Raw genomic sequence first — 21,648 nt, forward strand, 5'->3', positions numbered from 1 at the left:
GCGCCGATGATAGTGCGGATTCCCGTGTGAAAGTAGGTCATCGTCAGGCTAATATCCGGCAAACCCCTCGATTGGAAACAGTCGAGGGGTTTTGCTTTTTGGGCGTCGCAAAGTTTCTCGCTGCTTTCGGCGCTCATGCCTTAGAGATTTGAAGCATCGCTGAGCCATTTTTGCTCGAAGCTCCGAGGATCTTTGCCGCGATCAACTGGTCCACCAGTTCATTGGACCAATGGAGCAGGTCCCGGTCGGGAAAGAATCGTCGCCAAGCACTCACAAAGATGGGCGTTGATACCAGCCAGGCGAGCAACGCGTCGCGGGTACTGTGAACCACCTCAAGCATATGAAACGCAGTGAGGGCCTTCACCGCGTGCACCGCGTGGCGATGAGGTTCCCGTCGAAAGTAGTCCAAGCGCTCGCGTGCAATTCCGATGGCCTTGGCGATGTCCGTAAATGGCGCCCCGTGACCAGGAATGATGATTTCGGGTTTCAACCGTTCGATGATGTCGAGTGTGGCAGCCACTTCCTCGAAAGCGTCTTCGCCATCGAGTTCCGGAAAGACAATTCCGAAGCCCCGTTCCCACAGCGCATCTGCGGACAGCAGCGTCCCGCTGGATGGTTCATACAGGATCACCGAATGCGGGTCGTGCCCCGGCGCGGCATGGACATGCCAATCCCTCCCTCCCTGACGAAGCACTTGGCCGGGCGTGAGCTTTCCCGCTGGCGTGAACCGATCGCAGCGCTGGCCGGTCGAGCGGTAACTCAGCGCCGCCTCGTCCCAAGTCGAAATCGCGATGTACTCGCCCGGAGGAATGAGGATGGGACACCCATGCCGCTGCGCGATCAACGCATTCCCTCCGCAATGGTCGGAATGGAGATGCGTATTGACGATCAGGCGCAGCGACTCAGCCGGCAGCAAGCTGGCATCGAGTAAAGCGAGGGTCTGCTCTGCATGGCTGGCGTAGCCGGTGTCGACAAGGACTGCGCCCTCCTCCGGGGATGCGCCATGAAGCACGACGTTGTTGGACGAGAGCCAACCCCGCTCCAGGACGGAGACACCCGACGGCAACACGCAAGCGCCGCAGCCGTCACCGCGCGAGGCGCCCATCACTGCCGCAGTTCGCGTCGCAAGATCTTGCCGACGTTGGTCTTGGGCAGCTCATCGCGGAATTCGATGTACTTCGGCCGCTTGTAGCCCGTCAACTGCTTGTGGCAATAGGCGGCGAGGTCCTCCTCGGCGAGCGCCGGATCCTTCTTGATGACGAACAGCTTCACCGCCTCGCCGGAGTGCTGATCCGGAACGCCGATCGCCGCGCACTCGAGCACGCCGGGATGCAGGTTCACGACCTGTTCGATCTCGGTGGGATACACGTTGAAGCCGCTGACCAGGATCATGTCCTTCTTGCGATCCACGATGCGGGTGAATCCCTCCGCATCCATCACACCAATGTCCCCGGTCTTGAAGAATCCATCCGGTCCAATCGCCTGCGCGGTTTCTTCGGGACGATTCCAATAGCCAGCCATGACCTGCGGACCTCGGATGCAGATCTCGCCGCGCTCGCCGATCGGTAGATCCTTGCCGTTGTCGTCGCGGATTGCGATCTCGGTGTTGGGCACGGGCAAGCCGATCGATCCATTGAACTGGGCCAGGTCGAGGCGATTCACCGTCGCCACCGGAGAGGTCTCGGAAAGCCCATAGCCCTCGACGACAGGGCAGCCGGTAATGCGCGCCCATTTCTCCGCAGTGGCCTGCTGCACCGCCATGCCGCCGCCATTCGAGATCACCAGCTCGCTGAAATCGAGCTTGGCGAATGCGGGATCATTGGCCAGCGCATTGAACAAGGTATTGACCGCGGGGAACATGTTCACCCGGTAATTGCGCAGCGTCGCGATGAGCCCCGGAATGTCGCGGGGATTCGGAATCAGCAGATTCATGATCCCCATCCGCGCGCCCAGCATGTAGCAGGCCGTGAGCGCGAAGATGTGATACAGCGGTAGCGCGCAGACGATGGTCAGGGGCTTGTCGCCGAGCTTGTTCAGCATCGGCGCGAACCAGGCCTCGCTCTGCAGGATGTTGGCCACGATGTTCCGGTGCAGCAGGGTCGCGCCCTTTGATAGGCCCGTCGTGCCGCCGGTGTATTGGAGGAAGGCGGGGTCGTCCGGGCCGACCTGCACCGGCTTCAGGGACATGGCCGCGCCCTGCGCCAGCGCCTGATTGAAGCGGGAGACGCTGCGCCCGCCGGTCAAGGGTAGGCGGAATTCCGGCACCATCTTTTTCACGTGCCGGACCGCGAAGTTGATCAGCGGGCCACGCCACCAGCCCAGCATGTCGCCCAGGCCGGTCAACACCACATGCTTCACCTGCGTGCGGTCGATCACCTCCGAAAGCGTCTTGGCGAAGTTCTCGAGCACGATGATCGCCTCGGCGCCGGAGTCCTTGAGCTGGTGTTCCAGCTCGCGCGGCGTGTACAGCGGGTTCACGTTCACCACGACGAAGCCGGCCCGCAGGATGGCCGCGATGGTCACCATGTACTGCAGGACGTTGGGCATCATGATCGCCACGCGCGCACCGCGGACCAGGCCGCGCTGCTGCAGCCAGGCGCCCAGCGCCGCGGACAGCTCGTCGACCTGCGCGAAGCTCAGGCGCTGGTCCATGCAGGCGGCCGCGTCGCGGCGCGCATGCTTGCGGAATGCCTCCTCGAGCAGGGCCACCAACGAGGGATAGACGTCGACCGGGATCTCCGCAGGGACGCCCGGTGGGTAGTTCTTCAGCCAGGGCTTCGCGGTCGGTGGGGCGGTCGCCGGCGTCGCGGCGGTCGGTGCGGTGGTTGCAGTCATGTCTCCTCGTCGCGTTCTTGATGTGTCGGAGGGGCGCGCCCCTGAGGAACTGTCCATGCTGGCTGCTGGCGCGAAGGCGTCGTAGCGGGGATGCCCTAGGCCACCTCGTCACGTGAGGGACAACCGGTCGCCATTCCTTGGCCAGGCATGTCCATGCGCAGAGTTTTCCGAAGCGACGCCCTGGTCCAGCCCGCGCCTACACTCGTCGTTTTGATCGGGAGCCCGGATGAACGGCAGGCTGCAGCGCCTCACCTCGTTGTTTCGTTGGATCGTTGGACCGCTTTTGAGCCTGTGGGCCGGCAGTCACTGGGGGCCTTGGGTGGGGCTGGCGCTGCTCGCGCTTTTCGTGGCGGGGCCGCCCTTGGCGATGCTCCCCCACTTCCTGGTGTTGCGCTTCGTCCCGCCCGCGCCGGGGCTGCCGACCGCGCCGCTGGGCGACTTGCTGCAGGCCTGGTGGCGCGAGGTCGTCGTGGTCACGAGGGTGTTCAATTGGCAGCAGCCCTGGGCCGAACATCGCGAGCCGGACTTCCTGCCGCCGCCAGCGCAGGCGCGCGGCCGCCGCGGCGTCGTGTTCCTGCACGGCTACAGCTGCAATCGCGGCCTGTGGAACGGTTGGATGAAGGCCCTGCGGGCGCGCGGGACGCCGTTCATCGCGCTCACCCAGGAGCCCGCCTTCGGTTCGATCGACCGCTACGCGCCGCAGGTCGACGCCGCCATGCGCGCGCTCCATGACAGGACCGGCCTGGCGCCGCTCATCGTTGCCCACAGCATGGGGGGATTGAGCGCGCGCGCCTGGTGGCGCAGTCAGGGGCACCCCTTCGACCGTATCCATCGCATCCTGACGCTGGGCACGCCGCATCACGGCACGCTGCTGGCGAAGCTGGGCACCACCGAGAACGCCCGCCAGATGCGCGGCGATTCGGAATGGCTGAACGAGCTCGCGCGCCAGGAGCCGCCGCAGGTCGCGAGCCATTTCGATTGCCTCTACGGCCATTGCGACCAGATCGTCTTCCCGGCGGAGACGGCGGTGCTGCCCGGGGCCCGTGTGCTGCACCTGCCGGCGCGTGGCCACCTGCAGCTCGTGTTCGAGCCGCAGGCCTTCGAGCGGGCGCTGGCCCTGCTCGATGAGCCGGCCCAAATGAACACCGCCCAGCGGGTGAGCCGGGCGGGTTGAGTCAGGGGCGCGTCAGCGGGAAGTCAGCGCGGCGAGGCCGGCCGACATCCCGGACCATCAAGCGTCCGCCTTGAGCACGCCACGGCGGATCTGGTCAAGTTCGATGCTTTCGAACAGGGCCTTGAAGTTGCCCTCGCCGAAGCCTTCGTTGCCCTTGCGCTGGATGATCTCGAAGAAGATCGGGCCGATCACTTCCTTGGTGAAGATCTGCAGCAGCAGCTCGTGCGGCGCGCCCTGGTGCGCGGCGCCGTCGATCAGGATGCGCAGGCGGCGCAGTTCGTCCAGGTCCTCGTTGTGCTCGGGCAGGCGCTTGGTCACCAGGTCGTAGTAGGTGTCGATCGTGTCCTGGAAGACCACGCCCGTGCCCTTCATGCCTTCGACGGTGCGATAGATGTCGTCGGTACCCAGCGCCACGTGCTGGATGCCCTCGCCGTGGTACAGGTCCAGGTACTCGGCGATCTGGCTCTTGTCGTCGCTGCTCTCGTTGATCGGGATGCGGATCTTCCCGCAGGGACTGGTCATCGCCTTGGACTTCAGGCCGGTCAGCTTGCCCTCGATGTCGAAGTAGCGGACCTCGCGGAAATTGAACAGGCGCTCGTAGAACTCGGCCCATTCCTTCATCCGTCCGCGGAACACGTTGTGGGTCAGGTGATCGATGTAGGTCAGGCCATGGCCCTTGGGCGTGGACTGCACCGGCTTGCCCTCGGCATCGAGCAGCGGCACGAAATCGACGTCATAGATGCTGATGTTGCCGATCTCGCCGGGCGCCGCGCCGTTCTTGCCTTGCCAGCGGTCGACGAAGTAGATCAGCGAGTCGCCGATGCCCTTGATCGCCGGGATGTTCAGCTCCATCGGGCCGGCCTTGTTGTCGAAGCCCCAGGCGCCGAGCTCCAGCGCGCGGTGGTAGGCGAAGGCCGCATCCTTGACGCGGAACGCGATCGCGCAGATCGACGGCCCATGCAGGCGCGCGAAGCGCTGCGCGAAGGCGTCCTTCTCGGCGTTGATGATGAAGTTGACGTCGCCCTGGCGGTACAGCGTCACATCCTTGTGGCGATGGCGGGCGACGGCGACGAAGCCCATCGAGGTGAACAGCGCGCCCAGCGCCGCGGGATCGGGCGCGGCGAACTCGATGAACTCGAAGCCGTCGGTGCCCATCGGGTTGTCCCAGGGGGTGAATGCCATGCTTGTCTCCGCTACCCCGTCAAGGGGATCTGGTCAGGAATGCGATGGCGTCACTGTAGGGGGAGGGGGGCGCAGGATTTTTGCGATCCAAGGCGCCCGAAAGAGGGATGGCGCAGGAATCCTGCAAGAATCACGGGATGGACAAGCAGATCGAGCTCGATGCGATCGACCGACGCATCCTCCACGCCCTCCAAGCCGACGGCCGCATGACCTACGACGCGCTGGCGGCGCAGGTGAACCTGTCCTCGTCGGCGGTGCTGCGGCGGGTGAGGCGGCTCGAGGAAGGCGGCGTGATCACCGCCTACGTGGCGCTGGTGAGCCCGGAGCGGGTGGGCCTCGGCCTGACGGCCTACATCAACGTGCGCCTGGAGAAGCACACCGAAAGCCACAAGCGCACGCCGATGGACTTGTTCCGCGCGGCGGTCCAGACCTGGCCCGAAGTGGTGGAATGCGCCGCCCTGACGGGGGAGATGGACTACCTGCTGCGGGTGCTGGTCGAGGACATGAGCCACTACGCCCGCTTCATCAGCGACACGCTGCTGCGCCACCCGAGCGTGCAGGACTGCAAGACCAGCTTCGTGCTGGACCGGCTGAAGGACACGACGGCGCTGCCGGTATGAAGGTAGCGGCGCGGCTCAGCGCCGTTCCAGCACCACCGCGAGCTCGAACCATCCCCGCTCGTGCGGGCGCTGCGTGTAGGGCGGCGCCGGCCATTTCCACAAGGCCAGCGGGAACAGCGCCCGCATCGCATTGACGTCGCAGTGGTAGGGCGGGCCGATGACCTGGCCGTGCTCGGACTCGTCGCGGCGCGCCTGCATGAACAGGGCGAGCAGTCGGCCGCCGGGTTTGAGCCAGCGCTGCAGCTGCTCGGCATAACCGGTCCACTGGTCGGGATGCAGCGCGCAGAGGCAGGTCTGCTCGTAGATCAGGTCCACCGGATGATCGGGCCGCCAGGCCAGCACGTCCGCCTGCTCGACACGCCCGGGCACACCGGCCTCCTTGAGCGCGGTCCGGGCGATCTCCACCGCCGCCGGCGTGTAGTCCAGCCCGATCACGTCCAATCCCGCGCGTGCCAGCACCGACAGCTCATGGCCGCGACCGCAGCCCGGCACGACGATGCGCGCGCCGGTGGGCAACAGCCCGTCCGCCAACCACGCGGCCAGTTGGGGATGCGGCGCGCCGCGGTCCCAGCCGGTCTGCCCGGTCTCGAAGCGTTGTTGCCAGAACTCGCGGTCGGGGCCGGCCATGGTGTCTCCTCGCGTCGGTCGCATGCTGTCGGAGCGCGCAGCGTAACGCCGATGCAGCGCCCATGCGATGGCGTCGCGGCGATCCGCCGCCGCACCGCAGTTCAGAGCACCCCGTCGACCTCGTGGACCAGCTTGAGCGTGTGGGCGGGCGAGAGGTTCATCAGCGCGCCGATCTCGATCAGGTCGTCGGGCACGGCGGGGTTCTCCCAGCTCTGGGCGGTATGCCGCGCCAGCCGCACCGCCAGCGTCACGCTGCGGACCTGCGGATCGTTGGCCTTCTTGTCGTCGACGATGTGGGCGAGCAGCTCCGGCAGGTGCCAGCTGCGCATCAGCGCCTGTTCCAGGTCGCCGAGCTCGATGTTGAGCACCGCGCGCTGCGCCGCGACGCTGCGCAGCGCGGGATCGGCCTGCTGGCGGCGTTGGATCTCGAGCGCGAGGTCGGGAGCCTCGCACCACAGCAGCATCTCGGAGAAATCGTGCAGCAGCGCGGCGCTGTGGATGACCGCGGCATCGGGATCCGCGCGGTGCGCCGCGAAGCCCAGCGCGAAGCGCGCGGCGCGCTCGGCGCGATGCAGCACCCGCTGCACGCCGGCCAGCGCGTCCGGGCGCGAGGCCAGGCGCTGCTCGACCGTCGGCTGCGCGCCGAAGGCCTTGAAGAAGGGAGTGATGCCCATCAGCACCAGCGCGGCGGTGACCGTCTCGGTGTCGGTCAGCAGCCGGCTGGAGCGCTGCGACGCGGCATGCGCCAGCAGCTTGAGCGTCATCAGCGGATCCTTGCTCAGGATCTCGCCGAGCAGGTGCGCGTCGACCGCGTCCTCATTGGCACGCCAGATCTCCAGTTGCTCGGCCGTGCTGGCCAGCACCGGGATCTCCATGCCGCGCAGGTGCGCCGTCCACGCCGCCAGGTCCGGCAAGGGCCGGGTCAGCGGCTGGAACGGCGGGGGAACCGGCGGATTCCCCGCTCCGCTCCCGGACGGGGCAGAGGCAGCGGGCGGAACGCTCTGGGTCATGAAGCGAGGTCGCCGCGCGGGCGGCGATACACGGTGATCGTTCATCGTATATCGGCTCGGCGCCCGCGAGCTTGATCCCCACCGCGGCCACGGCGACCGCGAGCCAGACCGGCATCACAGCCGTTGCACACCCGCGAGGGTGCCCTGCAGTTGGCCGTCGACGTAGAGCCGGCCGGCGCCGTCGGCGTCGCCGTGGAACTCCAGCCCGGTGGCCGGTTCATCGCGGCGGGGCGCCGGAGCGACCTGCCACGCCCAGCTGATCAGGCGCCCGCCGGCGCCCAGCAGCAGGATCGCCAGCCAGCCCCGCAGGGTCTGCTGGCGGGCCAGGCCATGCATGCGGCCCGGCATCAAGGTGATCTCTTGCATGTCTTGTCTCCCTGGGCGGCCTGCGCCGGACCGGGAAGACGTCCCGATCCGTCGGAGGCGGCCCGTTCAAGGGCTGAAGTCGTCGTGCCGCTGAAGCGCGCGCTTCAGGGCTTGCTGTTCCTGCTGGCGTCGACCGCCGGCGGTGGGGCCGTGACGGCCCGCTGAACGGCCGTGGCTCAGCGCCACGAAGGGATTGCGCGGCTTGCGCGGTGTCGTTGCGAGACGCGGACGGGGAGTGATGAACTGGGCCATGGCAGCCTCCTGTGATGACGGACGGGACGGAAGGGAAAGGGGAGCGCCTCGGTCCCGGGACGGGCGCCAACTGCGCGGCCGTTGCGGCGGGGGCTCCAAAGTTGCGCAGATGATAAACATCTGATTATCAAGCGCAAGCGGTTTTTATCTGGCGTTGTCCCTCGGCGACGGGACGACGCCGCGCCGGGAGCCAGCGCCTCGGCGGCGGGGTGGCAACGGTTACGCGCGCAGGCGCGCACCTACGCACGCCGAGGGCCGAGGACCAGGCGGGACGGAAGGCGGAACGGAAGGGGCGAGGGACGTCGAAAGGATTGCCGGCGCGACGCCGCCGGGCGCGCGCTCAGCGCTTCTTCGGCTTCAGCGGCGCGATGCTCTGCTGCAGCTTGCGCCAATCGTCGACGTCGGAGGTCGCCGGCGCGGCTGCCCGCGGTGCGGGCGCGGGCGGCGCATTCGGCGCGGGCGGGGTCAGCACCTCGCCCAGGAGGTCGAGCAGCCGGGTGCGGGCCCGCTGCGGATGGCGGCGATAGTAGGTCAGCACCAGGCCGACGATGAAGCGCTCGTCATCGTCCTGCGGCAGGCTGGGGGAGTTGTCCGCTGCGGCCGGCCGGTGCGCGCTTGATAAAGCCCCGTTGCTCTGGGAGATACCGCCCGAGCCCGCGGCGGCGGTGCCCGGCGCCCCGTGTTCCTGGTCCATCCAGCCGTTGGGCTTGTGGCTGAGCTGCTCGAACTGGCGGGCCAGCCGCTCGCCGATCTGGCGCGAACGGCTCTTGATCTGGCTCCAGTAGCTAGGCTGGATCTGCAGGCGCTCGGCAAAGCGGCGCTCCAGGCCGCGCAGGGCGGCGGCATCGGGATGCTTGATCGTCGCGGCGACGAACTCGTCGAACAAGCGCATCGCGTTGTCCAGGCGGATCTGCGCGACATCGCGGGGGGCGGAACACATCCCGCAATGATAAAGCTTCGTTCACAAACGCCTGGCCCGCCGCCTCCGACCGGCCCCCGCGTCACAGGGGATCGGCGCCCCAGCGATCCCCGGCGGATGGGGGATTACTCCTCGTCCTTCAGGTGGTAGCCCGCCGCCAACTGGGCCTGCGTGTTGGGGGGCACCGGTTCGTAATGGGACAGCACCATCGTGTAGCGCCCCTGCCCGCTGGTCATCGCATTGAGGCGGTTCTGGTAGGCGCTGAGCTCCGCCAGCGGCGCCAGTCCCTCGACGCCGATCTGCCCCGGCACGCTGGCGCGGGTGCCCAGCACCTGGCCGCGCCGGGACGCCAAGTCGCCGGTGATGTCGCCGGTGGCGTGTTCCGGGGCGCTGATTTCGACCTGCACGATCGGCTCCAGCACCACCGGGCGCGCCTCGCGCACCGCGGCGATCAGCGCCTTCTTGCCGGCGGTGATGAAGGCGATTTCCTTGGAGTCCACCGAATGGTGCTTCCCGTCGAAGACCGTCACGCGCAGGTCCACCACCGGGTAGCCGGCCACCACCCCCTGGGCGAGGGCCTGGCGCACCCCCTTCTCGACGGCCGGCATGAACTGGCCGGGGATGGTGCCGCCCTTGACCTCGTCGCGGAACTCGAAGCCGGCGCCGCGCGCCAGCGGCTCGATGCGTAACCAGACCTCGCCGAACTGGCCCGCGCCGCCGGTCTGTTTCTTGTGCCGGTAATGCCCCTCCGCCTTGGCCAAGATCGTTTCCCGGTAGGCGATCCGCGGCGGCTGGGTCTGGACGTCGAACTTGTAGATCTCCTTGAGCCGCTCCAGCAGCACGCGCAGGTGGAGTTCCCCCAGCCCGTAGACCAGCGTCTCGCCGCCCTGCGCGCCCAGGCCGTCCTGGTCGCCGCCGCGTTCCAGGCGCAGGCAGGGGTCCTCCTCGACCAGGCGCGACAGCACCTCCCACAGCCGCTGCTCGTCCCCATGGCGGCTGGGCCGGATCGCGATGCCATGCACCGGCGTCGGCAGCGCCACCGGCGCCAGGTGCAGGTGCTCGTCCTCCGGCGCGTCGTGCAGCACCGCGTCGTAATGCAGCTCCTCGAGCTTGGCCAGCGCGCACAGGTCGCCGGGCAGCGCCTGCTCGATCTCCACATGCTCCTTGCCCTGGAGCATGAACAGATGCGCCACCCGCACCGCCTTGCGCGCATGTCCGACGTAAAGCTGGGCGTTCCTGCGCAGCGTGCCCTGATGGACGCGCAGCATCGCCAGCTTGCCGAGGTAGGGGTCGGACTGGATCTTGAAGACGTGCGCCACCACGTGCCGGGCCGGGTCCATGGTGATGACCAGCGGCTCGGCCTCCTCCCCCTCGCGGCGCAGGAACTGCGGCGGATTGGCCTCGTAGGGGTTGGGCAGCAGCTTCTCGATGACGTCGAGCAGTTCCGCCACGCCGGCGCCCGTGCGGGCGGAGACGAAGCACACGGGGATCAGGTGGCCCTCGCGGAAGGCCTGCTCCAGCGGCGCGTGGAGCTCGGTCGCCGGCACGTCGCCGTCATTGAGGTAGCGGTCGACGAAGTCCGGATCGACCTCCACCACCTGCTCCACCAGCGCCCGGTGGGCGGCCTCGACGGAGCCGAAGTCGCTGTCGCCGCTGCAGCCGAAGAAGCAGTCCTGGACGCGCGTGCCGCCCGCGGCCGGCAGGTTCAGCGGCAGGCATTCGCGCCCGAAGGCCTCCTGCAACTGGCCCAGCAGCGCCTGTGCGTCGACGCCGGGCGCGTCGATCCTGTTGACGACGATGAGCCGCGTGAGCCCGCGGCCGGCGGCGGCCTCCATCATCCGCTTGACCATCAGCTCCAGGCCGTTCTGCGCGTTGACGACGATCGCCACCGACTCGACCGCCTCCAGCGCGGGCAGCGCCTGGCCGATGAAGTCGGGCGCGCCCGGGGTGTCGAGCAGGTGGACGCGCAGGCCGTTGTGCAGCAGGTGCATCTGGGCCGCCTGCAGCGAGTGCTGCATCCGTTTCTCCAGCGGGTCGTGGTCGCTGACGGTGCTGCCTTTCTCGATGCTGCCGGCGCTCTTGATCGCGCCGGCCTTCAGCAGCAGGGCCTCGGCCAGCGAGGTCTTGCCGGCGCCGGCCGGGCCGGCCAGCGCCAGGGTGCGGATCGCCGCGATGCCGGGATGCTGGGGCACCGCGGCGCTGCCTGGGCTGCCGGCGGGGGCGCCTTCCAAGTCAGGGGTGGGACTGGGGCACATGGCTCGCTCCTCTCGGGAAGAGTTGGACGTGGGTCTGGAGCCGGATTGCGGCCAGCGTAGAGGAAGCGCCGGGCCCGCACAAGGCCAGGGCCATCCGGGCCGCGAGTCGCCAGCGGCGGCGGCGTGCACGCCGATTGCCCCGCGCGAAGGTCGCCATCGACGACGGCGGGGCCGATCCGCGCACCCGGTCGCACCGACGCGCGGGACGCCTAGACTCCCGGACTTCACGGCATCGTGACGCGGCCGCCGGGGCCGCGGCCTTTCACCCGGATCAGGAGAGTGGACATGAGCGTGGCGGAATGGATGTCGACCTTGGCCGTCGCCGCGGCGGCGGTGGCCTGCGGCGGCGGTGGCAGCGGCGGTGAAGACACCGCCGTGCCGTCGCAGCCCGGCGGCGGTGCCGCGGCGCCGACGCTGCAGACGCTCAACAGCGGGCTGGACCGCCCCTGGGGCCTGGCGCAACTGCCGGACGGCCGGCTGCTGGTGACGCAGAAGGGCGGCGCGATCGTGCGGCTGTCCGCGGCCGGCCGGACGGAGGCCACGCTCTCCGGCGTGCCCCCGGTGCTGGACAGCGGCCAGGGCGGCCTGCTGGGCATCGCGATCGATCCGGACTTCGGGACCGCCGGCAGCAACTGGGTCTACTTCGCCTACGCGGAGGCGGGCAGCGGCAGCGAAGCCGGCAAGGCCGGCACGACCGTGGCGCGGGGCCGGCTCGAGGGCGACGCGCTGACTGGCGTGCAGGTGATCTTCCGGCAGGCGCCGAAGGTCGACGGCAGCGGGCATTACGGCTCGCGCCTGGTCTTCGCGCGCGACAAGACGCTCTACATCACCACCGGCGAGCGCATGAAGGGCAGCCCGTCGCAGGACCTGCAGCAGACGCTGGGCAAGGTGATCCGCGTGAACCGCGATGGCGGCATCCCGTCGGACAACCCGAGCTTCGCCGGCGGCGCGCGGCCCGGCATCTGGAGCTACGGCCATCGCAACATCCAGGGCGCGGTGCTGCATCCGCAGACCGGCGAGCTGTGGATCACCGAGCACGGCCCGCAGGGCGGCGACGAGCTCAACATCGCGCGCGCCGGCAAGAACTACGGCTGGCCGGTCAAGAGCTACGGCTGCCCGTACGGCTCGCCGGTGGGTGATGCCTGCCGCATCGGCGGCGGCACGCACGCCCCCACCTACGTCGAACCGCTGACGACCTGGACGCCGATCTCGGTCGCGCCGGCCGGCCTGGTGTTCTACACCGGCAGCATGTTCCCGGAATGGCGCGGGCAGCTGATCTCGGGATCGCTGGCGGGCACGGCGCTGTGGCGCATCGCGATCAACGGCGAGACCGTCACGGCCAAGGAAAAGATGTTCGGCGACCTGGGCGAGCGCTTCCGCGACCTGATCCAGGCGCGCGACGGCGCGCTGCTCATCGTCACCGACGGCGGCAAGCTGATGCGGCTGTCGCGCTGACCGCTGACGCGCATCGCGTCAGGGCAGGCGCTTCCAGTACAGCGCGGTGCCGCGCAGCTCGCCCTGCGGGCTGGTGGCGAAGTCCGGGATCTCGCCGGCACGCTGGAAGCCCTGCGCGCGATAGAAGGTCTCGGCCGGCGAGTCGACCTCGGTGTCCAGCACCAGCAGCCGCAGGCCCTCGTCCCGCGCGACGCGCTCCAGCGCGGCCATCAACTGCGCCGCCACGCCGCGCCGGCGTGCGTCGCGATGCACCATCAGCTTCTGCACCTCGGCGCGATGGCGCCCGTTGGGCTTGCCGCAGAGCGACAGCTGCACCGTGCCGAGCGCCCGGTCGCGATCGCGGCAGACCCACAGGCGGTGCCGCGGGCCGAGCTGGTCGAAGACGCCCTCCCAGTACTCGCGCATCTGCGCCTCGTCGATGTCCTCGAGGAAACCGAGCGAGCCGCCGCCGTCGATGACGTCGAAGAACAGCTCGCCGAGCGCGGGCATCCAGTCGCGGTCGGTGCCGCGGAGGTCGATCAGTTCCATGGGGATTCCTGGAGGAGAGGGGAGGAGGAGGCCTCGAAGCGGCTCGCGCCGGAATCGCCGCTGAGCGATGCCAACCGTTGGTTGAGCTGGTGCATCAGCAGCACCTGTCGGGGTGGTCGACCGACACCGACTCCAGCATCACAGGAATGCAAGGCGCGGCGGATTGGCCAATCGCAGGTGTTTGTGGCATTGTTCAGGCTTCGTTTGAACCAATGATCAAATCCTAACCAATGGTCAGTAAATCGACAAGCGGCGGTCGAGCGCCCCTGCCGGATCCGCGCCCGAGCGGTCCGAAGGGCCTGCACCCCACCGCGGGCGTCGTGCAGGCCGGCCCGGCGGGCGCGGCCGACGCGCGTCCGGCCGCCAAGCCGCAACCGCGCGTGCGGCAGAAGGTGGCCAAGCCGGAAGGGCCGCTCAAGCGACAGGCGCAGCGCAAGGCGATGAGCGATGCAGGCGCCGAGGGCGCGAACGCGCTGGCGCCGTCAGACGAGGCGGGGCTGCCGCCGACAGCGTCGCAGCAGCGTCGCGCGGCGCACAAGCAGGCGCTGGAAGCCGGCATCCTGGCCGCCGCGCGGGAGCTGTTCGCCGAGCGCGGCGCCGAGGCGCTGACGCTGCGCGAGGTGGGCGCGGCGGTCGGGTACTCGCACGCGACGCTCTACAGCTTCTTCCATGACAAGGGCGAGCTGCTCGCGCGGCTCGCGCAGGACAGCCTGCAGGCGGTGCTGACGCGGCTGCAGGGCGCGGTCGACGGCGCGGCGCCCGGCGGCGAGGCGGCCGCGGTGGCGCGGGCCTTCGTCTCCTGGGGCCTGCAGCATCCGCACGACTACCGGCTGCTGATGCTCGACACGCCGGTCGCGTTGCGCGAGGCGCTGATCACGGGCCTGGACGCGTTGATCGCGCCGGCCGCCTTGCCCGCCGCGCGCGCCGCCGCGCTGTGGTCGGGCCTGCACGGGCTGGTGATGCTGGAGCAGGACGGGCTGGCGCTCGGCGGCGCGGTCTCGCGGGCGAAGCGGGTGGAGGCGCTGCTGGCCGGGCTGGTCGGCGCCGGGTGAGGCGCGCCGACCGTCGTCCAGGCGCGGGCTCGGACCGGGCGCGGGCTCAGACCAGGTGCGGCAGGCGCTTGTAGTACAGCACCGCGGTCTGCAGCTGGCCTTCGGCGCCATGGCAGTGGTCCGGGATCTGGCCGGCGCGTTGCCAGCCGAGGTGCGCGAAGACCGCCTCGGCCTGCGAATCGGCGCAGGTCTCGAGCTGCAGCAGAAAGCGCCCCTGCGTCGCCGCCGCGCATTCCAGGCGCGACATCAGCTGGCCCGCCACGCCGCGGCTGCGTTCCTCGCTATGCACCATCAGCCGCTGGACCTCCCCGCGGTGGTGCGCGTTCGCCAGCGGGCACAGCGAGAGCTGGACCGCGCCCAGCAGCCGGCCGGGACCTTCGGACTCGCAGGCGATCCACAGCATGTGGTGCTGGCCCAGTCGCGCGAAGACGCCATGCCAGTAGTCCAGCGCCTGGTAGCGCGACAGCGGCGCCAGGAAGCCCAGCGTCGCGCCGAGATGGACGTTGTCGATCAGCAGGTGGGTCAGCGCGGGCAGCCATTGGAGGTCGCGGGACGACAGCTTGAGGATCTCGATCGGCGCCCGCTCCAGTCGTGGCAAGGCGGCGGTATCGCTGGCCTGTGGATGGAGGGCGCGCGCGGCTCGGGGGTGGACGGCCGTGGGGCTGAGGGCGACGTGCATGGGCGGGAACTCCAGGTGGGACTGCGGCTGCCCGACCGATCTCGTGAATCGCGGCCGGGACCTGGAAAACCCTGACGCAAACGTCATGCCAGGTCGGCGCGGGGCCGCATCGCGCGGGCGATTGCCGCGCGGTGACGGCTCAGGCTCAGGCGGGCACCGCCACGCTGAGTTCCGCCTCGAGCCCCGGCTCGGCGCACAGGCGGCCCTTGCCCTGGCGCTTGGCGGCATACAGCGCGGCCTCGGCGCGGTGCAGCAGGTCCTCGATGTTGCGGTCGCCGTTGCGCAGCTTGGCCCAGCCGGCCGAATAACCGAGCGTGAAACCGAGCTCGCGCGGCGCCAGCGCCAGCAGCGCTTCGCGGACGCGGCGGTCGAGCGCCGGCGGACCGACCAGGTCCGAGCGCGCCATCATCACCGCGAAGCGCTGGCCATCGATGCGCGCGATGACGTCGCCCAGGCGCTTCTGCTCGTCCAGGCAGCGGGCGAACAGCGCGATCGCCTGGTCGCCCTTGAGCTCGCCATGGGTGGCGTTGATCGCCTTGCAGCCGTCCAGGTCCATGACCAGCAGCATCAGCGGCTCGCTGTAGCGACGCGCCATCGAGATCATGTCCACCGAGCGCTGCTGGAACGCGCGCCGGTTGGCCAGCCCGGTGGCGGCGTCGACCTGGGAGAGGCGGCGCAGCTCGACCTCGCTCTCGCCGCGCCAGGCCACCAGGATCGCGATCGCGGCGGCCAGCACGCAGACGTTGGCCACGACGGCGAAGGCCATGTTGAGCGGATGCGGCGCGTCGAAGCGCGGCAGGTTGCCGGTGTCGAAGCCGGCCAGGTAGGCGCGGGCCAGGTTGAGCAGCGCCAGCAGGCCCAGGCTGACGGTGAACAGCAGGCGCCAGCGCAGGTGGCCGACGGGGCCGCGCTTGACCGGCTGCATCAGGCTGACGCCGAACGCCAGCATCTGCAGGCCGATGCAGCCGTTGGACCAGGCCAGGCGCAGCGCGTAGTTGTCCCAGCCGGCGCCGTAGCCGACCATGACCAGCACCGGCATGCCGTACTGGAAGAAGCGGCCGAGCCGCCCGGGCAGCCAGCGGTCGGCGGCCATCCACAGCAGCGTCACGCTGGCGCTGAGCAGGCCCAGCGCCACGGTCGCGGTCAGGCGCGAGCCTTCGGGCGGCAGTAGCAGCAGGGCCCAGCCGGCGGCCTGGGCAGCGGCGCCGAGTTGCGCGCGGCGGGCGGCGATGCTGTCGCACCAGCCCAGCAGCAAGGGCAGCAGCAGCGCCAGCGCCAGGGACTGGATCAGCATCAGGCTGAACAGCGTCGGGACGTCGAAACGCATACGCGCGGCACCCGCCGGCGAGGCGGGCGTGAGCTGGTCATGACCGGCGATTGTGGCCCCGATGCGGCCGCGCACGTAAAGTCGCGGCCCCCATGAGCCTGACGACCACCCTCCCGTCCGCCCCGGCTCGCCTGCCGGGCGTGCCGTTCGCCTTCGCCGGCGGATATGGACCGCACTGCGGCGGCGTTCACGCGCTGGTGCGGGAGAACGGTGGTCGCGTGTGGGCGCGGCTTGCTGCGCCGCTCGAAGGCAGCCCGACCTGGCTCCATCTGGCCGAGGGCGGACGGCGGCTGCACGCGCTGCTCGAGGACAGTCACGAGCTCGCGAGCTTCGCGGTCGATCCCGACGACGGGGCGCTCACGCTGATGTCGCGGGTCGCGACGGGCGGCACGCTGCCGGTGCATCTGGCCTTCGACGACAACGCCGGCCGCGCGCACGAGGCATGGATCGCGCATTACGGCGATGGCAGCGTGCGGCGCGCGGTGGTGGAGAGTGACGGTGCGCTGCGTGCGCCCGATCGGTCGATCGCTCCCCGGCCCGGCACCGAGCCGCATGCGCACATGGTGCGCCGGCATCCGCGCTGGCCGTTGATGCTGGCCACCGACCTGGGCCAGGACTTGCTGCGCGTGTGGCGCGTCGATGAAGGCGGGGCGATGCCGATCGAGCTGGAGGGCCTGTCGCTGCCGCCGGGCAGCGGGCCGCGCCACCTCGTCTTCCACCCGATGGATGCGGGGCAGCTCTACCTGCTCAACGAGGCCGCGAACGCGCTCGACTGGCTGGGCCTGGACGCCGCGGGGCGCTTGACCCATCGGCTGCGCATCAGCAGCCTGCCGGCGGGTTTCGAAGGGCTGAGCTACGCGTCGGACCTGCTCGTCACGCCCGACGGCCGCCGGCTCTTCGCGCTGAACCGGCTGCATGACGCCATCGCCGTCTTCGACGTGGATGCGGACGGCCGCCCGTCCTGGCGCGGCGAAGTCTGGGCCCAGGGCAGCTACCCGCGCAGTGCGACGCTGAGCCCGGACGGCCACGAGCTCTGGGTCAGCCTGCAGCGCAGTCATCAGCTCTGCGTGTTCCGGCTCGACGGCGAGGCGCTGCCGCGCTTCGACGGCCGCTTCATCGCCATGCCGGGCGCGGCCTGCGTGGTGTTCCGCTGAGGCTCGACCTGATCAGCCGAACTGTCGCCGGTAGCGCGAAGGCGCGGGCAGTCCCAGCAAGCGGAAGTGCCGCCGCATCGACTCCGGCGAGCCCAGCCCCGAGAGATCGGCCACCGCCTCCACGTCCAGCGACTCGCGGGTCTCGAGCAGCTCCTTCGCGATGGCGACACGCTCGCGCGTCAGCCATTCGAGCGGCGCAAGGCCCGTGGCCGCCTTGAATCGGCGCTGCAGGGTGCGCGCGCTCATCGCGGCGCGATCAGCCATCGACGCGACCGTGTGGACCTCGCGCGGATGCGCGCGCAACCAGTCCTGCAGCACGGCGATGGGGCTGGATTCGTCGCTGGGCATCGGCCTGGGCACGAACTGCGCCTGGCCGCCCTCGCGATGCGGCGACATCACCAGCCGCTGCGCCACCGCGTTGGCGATGCGCGCGCCGTGGTCGCGCCGCACCAGGTGCATCAGCATGTCCAGCCCGGCGGCCGAGCCGGCCGAGGTGATCACCTGGCCCTCGTCGACGTAGAGCGCGCCGGGATCGACCTCGATGCGGGGGAACTCACGGGCGAGGCGCTCGGCATAACGCCAGTGGGTGGTCGCGCGCCGGCCGTCGAGCAGCCCCGCATGCGCGAGCACGAAGACGCCGGAGCAGATCGTGCACAGCCGCGCGCCGCGCGCATGGGCGGCGCGCACCGCCTTCAGCAGCGGCTCGGGCGGCCGCTCGGCGGCATCGCGCCAGCCGGGGATGACGACGATGTCGGCGCGACGCAGCATCGCCAGCGTGTGGGGCGCCTCGACGCGCACGCCGCCGGTGCCGCGCAGCGGGCCGGGCTCGGCCGCGCAGATCGCGTGGCGGTACCAGGCCACGCCGAGCTCGGGCCGGTCCAGCGCGAACAGCTCCACGGCGCAGCCGAACTCGAACATGCAGAGCCGGTCGTAGGCGAGGATCGCGACCAGCGGCGCCTCGGTCGAGGCGGCCGCCTGGGCCGATCGGCTCGACTTGGCGGCGTTGGCGCGGGCGGCGACGGGCCTCGCGCCGGCGGTGCTGCCCTTGCGGGGAGGGGGGCTCGATTCATGACGGGCGCGTGGCATGGCGCGATGTTACCGATACGCGGCATTCCGGCCACTCGTGCATGACACCACGCTTGGCGACACTGGGTGCCATCGATCCCCACCCAGCAAGGAACCCCTGATGAGCTCGCATGTCTCCGCCATTCCCGCCGCGCCCAGCGCCCAGGCGCTCGCCCACTTCGAGCAGGCCTTCGCCTTCGAGACCGACTGCTGGGACGTCCACGATGCGTTCTCCCGCGGCGTCCAGGACTTCGTGCTGCTCGACGTGCGCAGCCACGAGCTCTACCAGCGCGGCCACCTGCCCGGCGCGCTGAGCCTGCCGCACGGCAAGATCACCGAAGGCAAGATGGCGGCGTACCCGAAGGACACGCTGTTCGTCGTGTACTGCGCCGGCCCGCATTGCAACGGCGCGCACCGCGGCGCGGTGCGGCTGGCCCGGCTCGGCCGGCCGGTGAAGCTGATGATCGGCGGCCTGACCGGCTGGATCGACGAGGGCTTCGAGGTCGAACGCGCGCTGTCGCCGGTCGTCGCCGCGCCCTGACGCGATCCTCGGCGAGCGTCAGAGCCGGTCCAGCACCGGCGCCCAGTGCGCGCTGAGCTTGCGGTAGCCGGCGCTCGTCGGATGGATCTCGTTGAGCCAGTCGGCGGTCGCGCCGGTGTCGGTCACGCGTGCTGGCGTCAAGGTGCCCTGCGTGTCGACGACGTGCACCGATCCATCGGGCGTGGTCGCCGCGATCTGGAACAGCAAGGCCTTCAGCCGACGCAGCATCAACGCGCTCACGGCGGCCCATGCGTCCTGCGGGACGCCGTACTTCACGAGCGAGGGCTGCAGCCAGGGGCCGCGGCCGAAGCCCGCGCCGCTCGGACGCGGCACGGCCAGGTCGTAGGTGTGCAGCACCACCGGGATGCCGCGGTTGAGGCCCCGGTCGCGCTCCCGCAGCAGTTGCCGCATGACCGCATCCAGGTGAACGCTGAAGGTCTGCCAGCCCGCGTCGGAGAGATAGCGGTCCTCCGCGACGCCGGCGCCCCACTCCGCCTGCGTGGCCAGCAGGCGCAGCGCCGCCGGCTGCGTCGGGTCGACCGCGGCCGCCTCGATCAGGTCGTTGCCGCCGCCGGACAGCAGCAGCGCGCTCCAGCGGCGGGACAGCGGGCCGTTGAGGTGACGCAGGAAGCGGCGCTCCCGGACCGTATCCGTCATGCGCCTCAGCACGGCGCCGGGCGAGGCGAAATTGACCGCGCAGGCAGCGGTCCGTGTCGACATGCCGTCGAACAGGTTGGAGGACTGCAGCGGCAACCCGCCCATCGAGAACCAGGAGTCGCCCTGGGCGATGAACTGCCGGTTGAAGTCGGACAGCGGCGCCGGTCTGTCCGGGTGCTCGACCTCGTCGGGCGTGAAGACGGTGATCACGGGCATGGAGGACCGCCGCGCCTCACTTCACCGGGATGACGGTGCCGCGGTCCACCGGCACGGCGGTCACGCTGTTCTGCGGCGAGCCCTCGATGACGCGGTCCGAGTAGGTCAGGTAGACCAGCGTGTTGCGCTTGGCGTCGACCATGCGGACGACGCGCAGCCGCTTGAACACCAGCGAGGCGCGCTCGGAGAACACCTCCTCCTGCCGCGGCAGCGGCTTGGGGATGCTGATCGGACCGACCGCGCGGCAGGCGATGGAGGCCTCGGACTTGTCCTCGGCCAGCCCCAGGCCGCCCTTGATGCCGCCGGTCTTCGCGCGCGAGACGTAGCAGGTCACGCCGTTCACCGCCGGGTCGTCGTAGGCGTCGACGACGATCTTGTGGTTCGGGCCGATGAACTTGAACACCGTGCTCACGTCGCCGATCTCCTCGGCGTTCGCGCCCATGCAGGCGGTGGCGAGCAGGCTCAGCGCCAGGGCGCCGAGGGACAGGACCGCCGGACGGCGAGGGCGGGAGGAACGGGGGCTAGGCATGCTGGGGACTCCTTTGGCCCGCGGTTGTAGCACGCGTCGCGTCAACAAACTGCGACGGGATCCAGCGGTCGCGCCAGCCAAGGAAAGGCCGCTCGACCGTCCGGTAGAGCAGCCATCCGCCCAGCAGGCAGGCCGCCGCGATCACCGGCACCGCCGCGCCCGAGGTGCGCGTCAGCCCGACCGCCGCCAACGGCTGGATCAGCGCATGGGCGATCGGCTTGTGGGTGAGGTACAGCGCGTAGGACCAGCGCGCCAGCGCATTCGCGCCCGGGACCTCGACGCGGGACAGCGCGCCACGCGGTGCGAGCGCCGCCAGGGTCAGCAGCCCGAAGCTCCATGCGAGCGCGCTGTAGCCCCAGCTGCTCATCGCGTGGCCATAGCCGTAGCCGTCGATGTAATAGAAGTGCAGCATCAGCGTGAGCATGCCCAGGCTGGCCGCGACGCCGACGACCAACAGCATCCGCGAGCGACGCATCAGCGCGGCCCACAGGTCCGCATGGCCATGCTTCAGCAGGGCGATGGCGACGCCGGGCAGGAATTCGTCCAGGCGCGCGAGGCTGCCGTAATAGAGCTGCGGGTAGTAGCCGAGCGACGGATCCTGCGTGCCGTAGCGCCGCCACAGGTGATCGCGCCACGCGATGGCGGCCAGCGTCAGCCCGGCGATCAGCGACCAGGCCAGCACGCGTCGGCCCGACTTCAGTGCCGCGCCCAGCATCAGCGCGGCGGGGAGCATCAGGTAGAACTGCTCCTCGATGCACAGCGACCAGGCGTGCGAGAACGCCGTGCCGGGCGCCAGGCCTATGTTCTGGGTGAAGGTCAGGAAGCGCCACAGCGGCGGCGGCTCACGGCCGCCCATCAGTGGGGGCAGCAACAGGTAGAGCGCCAGCACGACGTAGAAGTTGGGCAGCGTGCGCAGCAGGCGCCGGCCATAGAAGCGCGGCAGCGACAGGCGCTCGCCGCGCGCGATCCCGCCCATCAGCTGGTTGGCGATCAGGTAACCGCTGAGCACGAAGAACAGGTCGACGCCGGCCCAGCCGATGCGGCTCAGCCAGCCGAAGGTCGACTCGCCGCTGACGAAGACCTGGTAGTGGTAGGCGAAGACCAGCAGGATGGCCGCGGCACGCAGCGTGTCCAGGCCATGCAGGCGCGGGGTGCCCGAGCCGGGCAGGGAAGGGGAGGACATGGGAAGCAAGCAGCCGGCTTCG

22 protein-coding genes are annotated in these 21,648 nt (G+C 70.0%); 6 read left to right on the forward strand and 16 right to left on the reverse strand.

The genetic code is table 11. The features are described 5' to 3' along the window. Window positions 1-133: 133 nt before the first annotated feature. Together FHT38_RS00005 and FHT38_RS00010 are read right to left on the reverse strand one after the other, a co-directional pair. A complete protein-coding gene (locus FHT38_RS00005) occupies window positions 134-1,105 on the reverse strand; it encodes an MBL fold metallo-hydrolase (protein ID WP_183488636.1) in 972 nt (323 codons plus the stop codon). Further along, window positions 1,105-2,835, reverse strand: coding sequence for a long-chain-fatty-acid--CoA ligase (locus FHT38_RS00010; protein ID WP_183488639.1), 1,731 nt, complete (start codon window positions 2,833-2,835; stop codon window positions 1,105-1,107). Before FHT38_RS00010 ends, FHT38_RS00005 begins: the two co-directional genes overlap by 1 nt. A gap of 283 nt (window positions 2,836-3,118) precedes the next feature. Between FHT38_RS00010 and FHT38_RS00015 the strand changes: the two genes are divergently transcribed. Continuing rightward, window positions 3,119-4,009, forward strand: a complete 891-nt coding sequence (locus FHT38_RS00015) for a triacylglycerol lipase (RefSeq protein ID WP_183488642.1) — start codon at window positions 3,119-3,121, stop codon at window positions 4,007-4,009. A 57-nt stretch (window positions 4,010-4,066) separates the two neighbouring features. On the opposite strand, the gene hppD is transcribed toward FHT38_RS00015, so the two are convergent. Continuing rightward, window positions 4,067-5,191, reverse strand: a complete 1,125-nt coding sequence (gene hppD, locus FHT38_RS00020) for a 4-hydroxyphenylpyruvate dioxygenase (RefSeq protein ID WP_183488645.1) — start codon at window positions 5,189-5,191, stop codon at window positions 4,067-4,069. A gap of 137 nt (window positions 5,192-5,328) precedes the next feature. Here hppD and FHT38_RS00025 point away from each other — a divergent pair, with 137 nt between their 5' ends. Next, window positions 5,329-5,811 (forward strand): Lrp/AsnC family transcriptional regulator, encoded by a 483-nt coding sequence (locus FHT38_RS00025; RefSeq protein WP_091724875.1) that lies wholly within the window; start codon window positions 5,329-5,331, stop codon window positions 5,809-5,811. Between the two features lie 15 nt (window positions 5,812-5,826). Here FHT38_RS00025 and FHT38_RS00030 read toward each other — a convergent pair whose 3' ends face one another. The 6 genes from FHT38_RS00030 to fusA form a co-directional block, all read right to left on the reverse strand. After that, window positions 5,827-6,438 (reverse strand): methyltransferase domain-containing protein, encoded by a 612-nt coding sequence (locus tag FHT38_RS00030; protein ID WP_183488648.1) that lies wholly within the window; start codon window positions 6,436-6,438, stop codon window positions 5,827-5,829. A gap of 101 nt (window positions 6,439-6,539) precedes the next feature. Beyond that, window positions 6,540-7,352, reverse strand: coding sequence for an HDOD domain-containing protein (locus FHT38_RS00035; protein WP_254783146.1), 813 nt, complete (start codon window positions 7,350-7,352; stop codon window positions 6,540-6,542). Between the two features lie 210 nt (window positions 7,353-7,562). After that, window positions 7,563-7,814, reverse strand: a complete 252-nt coding sequence (locus FHT38_RS00040; protein ID WP_091719730.1) for a hypothetical protein — start codon at window positions 7,812-7,814, stop codon at window positions 7,563-7,565. Between the two features lie 66 nt (window positions 7,815-7,880). Next, on the reverse strand, window positions 7,881-8,066 hold the full coding sequence (locus FHT38_RS00045; RefSeq protein WP_183488651.1) for a hypothetical protein: 186 nt from the start codon (window positions 8,064-8,066) through the stop codon (window positions 7,881-7,883). Window positions 8,067-8,406: 340 nt separating this feature from the next. Next, window positions 8,407-9,006 (reverse strand): hypothetical protein, encoded by a 600-nt coding sequence (locus tag FHT38_RS00050; RefSeq protein WP_183488654.1) that lies wholly within the window; start codon window positions 9,004-9,006, stop codon window positions 8,407-8,409. A 104-nt stretch (window positions 9,007-9,110) separates the two neighbouring features. Continuing rightward, entirely contained in the window at window positions 9,111-11,240 is a 2,130-nt protein-coding gene (gene fusA / locus FHT38_RS00055; RefSeq protein ID WP_183488658.1) for an elongation factor G, read from the reverse strand. Between the two features lie 285 nt (window positions 11,241-11,525). Here fusA and FHT38_RS00060 point away from each other — a divergent pair, with 285 nt between their 5' ends. Beyond that, entirely contained in the window at window positions 11,526-12,695 is a 1,170-nt protein-coding gene (locus FHT38_RS00060) for a PQQ-dependent sugar dehydrogenase (protein WP_183488661.1), read from the forward strand. 18 nt (window positions 12,696-12,713) lie between these two features. On the opposite strand, the gene FHT38_RS00065 is transcribed toward FHT38_RS00060, so the two are convergent. After that, window positions 12,714-13,223, reverse strand: coding sequence for a GNAT family N-acetyltransferase (locus FHT38_RS00065; protein WP_183488664.1), 510 nt, complete (start codon window positions 13,221-13,223; stop codon window positions 12,714-12,716). A gap of 230 nt (window positions 13,224-13,453) precedes the next feature. On the opposite strand from FHT38_RS00065, the gene FHT38_RS00070 reads away from it, so the two are divergent. Beyond that, window positions 13,454-14,275, forward strand: a complete 822-nt coding sequence (locus FHT38_RS00070) for a TetR/AcrR family transcriptional regulator (RefSeq protein WP_183484272.1) — start codon at window positions 13,454-13,456, stop codon at window positions 14,273-14,275. Between the two features lie 46 nt (window positions 14,276-14,321). Here the strand turns inward: FHT38_RS00070 and FHT38_RS00075 are convergent, their stop codons facing one another. Together FHT38_RS00075 and FHT38_RS00080 are read right to left on the reverse strand one after the other, a co-directional pair. After that, complete coding sequence (locus FHT38_RS00075) at window positions 14,322-14,954, reverse strand: GNAT family N-acetyltransferase (RefSeq protein ID WP_091719753.1); 633 nt, start codon at window positions 14,952-14,954, stop codon at window positions 14,322-14,324. 145 nt (window positions 14,955-15,099) lie between these two features. Further along, on the reverse strand, window positions 15,100-16,281 hold the full coding sequence (locus FHT38_RS00080; protein ID WP_183488670.1) for a GGDEF domain-containing protein: 1,182 nt from the start codon (window positions 16,279-16,281) through the stop codon (window positions 15,100-15,102). Window positions 16,282-16,373: 92 nt separating this feature from the next. Here FHT38_RS00080 and FHT38_RS00085 point away from each other — a divergent pair, with 92 nt between their 5' ends. Continuing rightward, window positions 16,374-17,435 (forward strand): beta-propeller fold lactonase family protein, encoded by a 1,062-nt coding sequence (locus FHT38_RS00085; protein WP_183488673.1) that lies wholly within the window; start codon window positions 16,374-16,376, stop codon window positions 17,433-17,435. 12 nt (window positions 17,436-17,447) lie between these two features. On the opposite strand, the gene ftrA is transcribed toward FHT38_RS00085, so the two are convergent. Further along, a complete protein-coding gene (gene ftrA / locus FHT38_RS00090; RefSeq protein ID WP_183488676.1) occupies window positions 17,448-18,521 on the reverse strand; it encodes a transcriptional regulator FtrA in 1,074 nt (357 codons plus the stop codon). Between the two features lie 100 nt (window positions 18,522-18,621). Between ftrA and FHT38_RS00095 the strand changes: the two genes are divergently transcribed. After that, window positions 18,622-19,041, forward strand: a complete 420-nt coding sequence (locus tag FHT38_RS00095) for a rhodanese-like domain-containing protein (RefSeq protein ID WP_091719769.1) — start codon at window positions 18,622-18,624, stop codon at window positions 19,039-19,041. An 18-nt stretch (window positions 19,042-19,059) separates the two neighbouring features. On the opposite strand, the gene FHT38_RS00100 is transcribed toward FHT38_RS00095, so the two are convergent. The 3 genes from FHT38_RS00100 to FHT38_RS00110 all read right to left on the reverse strand — a co-directional run bounded on the left by FHT38_RS00100 (window position 19,060) and on the right by FHT38_RS00110 (window position 21,626). Then, the gene (locus tag FHT38_RS00100) at window positions 19,060-19,914 is read right to left on the reverse strand and encodes an SGNH/GDSL hydrolase family protein (RefSeq protein WP_183488679.1); all 855 of its coding nucleotides are present in this window, start codon (window positions 19,912-19,914) and stop codon (window positions 19,060-19,062) included. A 16-nt stretch (window positions 19,915-19,930) separates the two neighbouring features. After that, on the reverse strand, window positions 19,931-20,356 hold the full coding sequence (locus tag FHT38_RS00105) for a CreA family protein (RefSeq protein ID WP_233217840.1): 426 nt from the start codon (window positions 20,354-20,356) through the stop codon (window positions 19,931-19,933). 79 nt (window positions 20,357-20,435) lie between these two features. After that, on the reverse strand, window positions 20,436-21,626 hold the full coding sequence (locus tag FHT38_RS00110) for an acyltransferase (protein ID WP_183488682.1): 1,191 nt from the start codon (window positions 21,624-21,626) through the stop codon (window positions 20,436-20,438). Window positions 21,627-21,648: the final 22 nt, after the last annotated feature.

Origin of the sequence: Mitsuaria sp. BK041 (assembly GCF_014193085.1) — a bacterium.
Classification (GTDB): domain Bacteria; phylum Pseudomonadota; class Gammaproteobacteria; order Burkholderiales; family Burkholderiaceae_C; genus Roseateles.

Excerpts from the sequence above, each read along its gene's own strand:
- FHT38_RS00105 (WP_233217840.1), bottom strand. The coding sequence starts at position 20,356 with ATGGGCGCGAACGCCGAGGAGATCGGCGACGTGAGCACGGTGTTCAAG.
- FHT38_RS00085 (WP_183488673.1), top strand. The coding sequence starts at position 16,374 with ATGAGCCTGACGACCACCCTCCCGTCCGCCCCGGCTCGCCTGCCGGGC.
- FHT38_RS00110 (WP_183488682.1), bottom strand. The coding sequence starts at position 21,626 with ATGTCCTCCCCTTCCCTGCCCGGCTCGGGCACCCCGCGCCTGCATGGC.
- FHT38_RS00045 (WP_183488651.1), bottom strand. The coding sequence starts at position 8,066 with ATGGCCCAGTTCATCACTCCCCGTCCGCGTCTCGCAACGACACCGCGC.
- FHT38_RS00070 (WP_183484272.1), top strand. The coding sequence starts at position 13,454 with ATGGTCAGTAAATCGACAAGCGGCGGTCGAGCGCCCCTGCCGGATCCG.
- FHT38_RS00065 (WP_183488664.1), bottom strand. The coding sequence starts at position 13,223 with ATGGAACTGATCGACCTCCGCGGCACCGACCGCGACTGGATGCCCGCG.
- FHT38_RS00100 (WP_183488679.1), bottom strand. The coding sequence starts at position 19,914 with ATGCCCGTGATCACCGTCTTCACGCCCGACGAGGTCGAGCACCCGGAC.
- FHT38_RS00080 (WP_183488670.1), bottom strand. The coding sequence starts at position 16,281 with ATGCGTTTCGACGTCCCGACGCTGTTCAGCCTGATGCTGATCCAGTCC.
- FHT38_RS00005 (WP_183488636.1), bottom strand. The coding sequence starts at position 1,105 with ATGGGCGCCTCGCGCGGTGACGGCTGCGGCGCTTGCGTGTTGCCGTCG.
- FHT38_RS00050 (WP_183488654.1), bottom strand. The coding sequence starts at position 9,006 with ATGTGTTCCGCCCCCCGCGATGTCGCGCAGATCCGCCTGGACAACGCG.
- hppD (WP_183488645.1), bottom strand. The coding sequence starts at position 5,191 with ATGGCATTCACCCCCTGGGACAACCCGATGGGCACCGACGGCTTCGAG.
- FHT38_RS00030 (WP_183488648.1), bottom strand. The coding sequence starts at position 6,438 with ATGGCCGGCCCCGACCGCGAGTTCTGGCAACAACGCTTCGAGACCGGG.
- FHT38_RS00075 (WP_091719753.1), bottom strand. The coding sequence starts at position 14,954 with ATGCACGTCGCCCTCAGCCCCACGGCCGTCCACCCCCGAGCCGCGCGC.
- FHT38_RS00040 (WP_091719730.1), bottom strand. The coding sequence starts at position 7,814 with ATGCAAGAGATCACCTTGATGCCGGGCCGCATGCATGGCCTGGCCCGC.
- fusA (WP_183488658.1), bottom strand. The coding sequence starts at position 11,240 with ATGTGCCCCAGTCCCACCCCTGACTTGGAAGGCGCCCCCGCCGGCAGC.
- FHT38_RS00010 (WP_183488639.1), bottom strand. The coding sequence starts at position 2,835 with ATGACTGCAACCACCGCACCGACCGCCGCGACGCCGGCGACCGCCCCA.
- FHT38_RS00060 (WP_183488661.1), top strand. The coding sequence starts at position 11,526 with ATGAGCGTGGCGGAATGGATGTCGACCTTGGCCGTCGCCGCGGCGGCG.
- FHT38_RS00095 (WP_091719769.1), top strand. The coding sequence starts at position 18,622 with ATGAGCTCGCATGTCTCCGCCATTCCCGCCGCGCCCAGCGCCCAGGCG.
- ftrA (WP_183488676.1), bottom strand. The coding sequence starts at position 18,521 with ATGCCACGCGCCCGTCATGAATCGAGCCCCCCTCCCCGCAAGGGCAGC.
- FHT38_RS00025 (WP_091724875.1), top strand. The coding sequence starts at position 5,329 with ATGGACAAGCAGATCGAGCTCGATGCGATCGACCGACGCATCCTCCAC.